This window comes from Arthrobacter sp. 35W (assembly GCF_000482545.1).
In the GTDB taxonomy this organism is placed as follows: domain Bacteria; phylum Actinomycetota; class Actinomycetes; order Actinomycetales; family Micrococcaceae; genus Specibacter.
The window spans coordinates 1-2,266 of sequence record NZ_AXVQ01000006.1; the positions used below are offsets into that span (position 1 = coordinate 1).

At 68.3% G+C, this 2,266-nt stretch carries 1 protein-coding gene and 2 pseudogenes; all 3 read left to right on the plus strand.

Annotated features, from left to right (window positions below; all coding sequences use genetic code 11):
- Positions 1 to 566: pseudogene (locus K254_RS0100050) on the plus strand (glucose-6-phosphate isomerase); the annotation flags it as partial.
- Positions 567 to 571: 5 nt separating this feature from the next.
- Positions 572 to 2,116: a glucose-6-phosphate dehydrogenase gene (gene zwf / locus K254_RS0100055; protein ID WP_026553670.1), complete on the plus strand. Its 1,545-nt coding sequence runs from the start codon at positions 572 to 574 to the stop codon at positions 2,114 to 2,116.
- Positions 2,113 to 2,266, plus strand: a pseudogene (locus K254_RS25545) (glucose-6-phosphate dehydrogenase assembly protein OpcA); the annotation flags it as partial. The gene zwf and the pseudogene K254_RS25545, both read left to right, overlap by 4 nt.

A 2,266-nucleotide genomic window follows, 5' to 3' on the forward strand; every position in this document is an offset into this window, starting at 1 on the left:
ATGTGGAGGCCGCCAAGGTGGCCGCCCGCGGCCTGCTGGACGCCACTCCGGAGCCGACTCCCGCCGCCTTCACCGACGGCGCCATCGAGGTCCGCGGCGGAGACTGGCTGGCCGGTTCCACCACCGTGGCCGAGGCCCTCAAGGCCCTCTTCTCCCAGCTGGGCGCGGACGGCTACCTCAGCGTCCAGGCCTACCTGGACCGCATCGGCAATGCGCCGCTGGCCGGCATCCGCGATGGCCTGGCCGCCATTACCAACCGTCCCGTGACGTTTGGCTGGGGCCCGCGCTTCCTGCACTCCACCGGGCAGTTCCACAAGGGTGGACCGGCCATCGGTTCGTTCCTGCAGATCACCACGGATGCTCCCGAGGATCTGGCCATCCCGGACCGTCCGTTCACCTTCGGTGGGCTCATCCAGGCCCAGGCCGCGGGCGACGCCCAGGTGCTGGCCGGCCACGGCCGTCCCGTACTGCGCCTGCACTTTACTGACACCGCCGCAGGAGCCGCTCAATTGCAGACAGTGGTGGCGGCCCTGGCCAGCCACCTCTCCGATAACCAAGGCAACTAGGAACCATGCCAGATTCCGACGCAAACAAGCGTTCAAATCCGCTCCGGGACAGCCGCGACCGCCGGCTGTCCCGGGTGGCGGGCCCCTCGTCGTTGGTGCTTTTCGGCGTCACCGGCGACCTCGCCCGCAAAAAGCTCATGCCGGCCGTCTACGACCTGGCCAACCGCGGCCTGCTGCCCCCCAGCTTCGCGCTGGTCGGCTTCGCCCGCCGCCAGTGGGCGGATGAGGACTTCGCCGCCGAGGTCAAGGACGCCGTGATGGCGCACTGCCGCACGCCCTTTGACGAGAAGGTCTGGGACCAGCTGGCCGAAGGCATCCGCTTCGTCCAGGGCGAGTTCGACGACGACGCCGCCTTTGAGCGGCTCAAGGCCACCATCGAGGCCCTGGATGAGCAGCGCGGAACCCGTGGGAACCATGCGTTCTACCTGTCCATCCCGCCGAAGGCGTTCGAACTGGTCTGCCGCCAGCTCTCCGAGCACGGCCTGGCCGCCGGCGACGGCACCAGCTGGCGCCGGGTCGTCATCGAAAAGCCCTTCGGGCACAACCTGGAATCGGCGCGGCAGCTGAACGACATCGTCGAATCCGTCTTCCCGCCCGATGCGGTCTTCCGCATCGACCACTACCTGGGCAAGGAGACGGTGCAGAACATTCTGGCGCTGCGCTTCGCCAACCAGTTCTTTGAGCCGTTGTGGAACGCGAACTATGTGGACCACGTGCAGATCACCATGGCCGAGGACATCGGCACCGGTGGCCGGGCCGGCTACTACGACGGCGTGGGCGCGGCCCGCGACGTCATCCAGAACCACCTGCTCCAGCTGCTGGCCCTGACGGCGATGGAGGAGCCGATCTCCTTCAACGCCGAGGACCTGCGCGCGGAGAAGGAAAAGGTGCTGGCGGCCGTCAAGCTGCCAGCGGATTTGTCCACGCATTCGGCCCGCGGCCAGTTCGGCGGCGGCTGGCAGGGCGGCGAGCAGGTCCTGGGGTACCTGGAGGAGGAGGGCATTCCGGCCGATTCCACCACGGAGACCTACGCGGCCATCCGCCTGGACATCAACACCCGCCGCTGGTCCGGTGTGCCGTTCTACCTGCGCGCCGGCAAGCGCCTGGGCCGGCGCGTGACGGAGATCGCCGTCGTGTTCAAGCGCGCCCCCAACCTGCTGTTCACCGACCACACCGAGGACGACTTCGGCCAGAACGCCGTCGTCATCCGGGTCCAGCCGGACGAGGGGGTGACCATCCGCTTCGGCTCCAAGGTGCCGGGCACGCAGATGGAGGTCCGGGACGTCACGATGGACTTCGGCTACGGCCACGCGTTCACCGAGTCCTCCCCGGAGGCGTACGAGCGGCTGATCCTGGATGTGCTGCTGGGCGAGCCGCCGCTGTTCCCGCGCCACCAGGAGGTGGAGCTGTCCTGGAAGATCCTGGACCCGTTCGAGGAGTTCTGGGCCGCGGAGGGCACGCAGCCGGAATCGTACGCGCCCGGCTCCTGGGGGCCGGCCGCCGCCGATGAACTGTTGACCCGCGATGGAAGGACCTGGAGAAGACCGTGATCATTGATCTGCCGAACACCACAACCTCAAAGGTCACCAAGAAGATCGTCACCCTGCGCGAGCAGGGCGGCGTGGTCGCCCTGGGCCGGGTGATGACCCTGGTGGTCATCACCCGGGACGGGCACGAGGAGGAGGCCATTGCGGCAGCCA

Excerpts from the sequence above, each read along its gene's own strand:
- zwf (WP_026553670.1), top strand. The coding sequence starts at position 572 with ATGCCAGATTCCGACGCAAACAAGCGTTCAAATCCGCTCCGGGACAGC.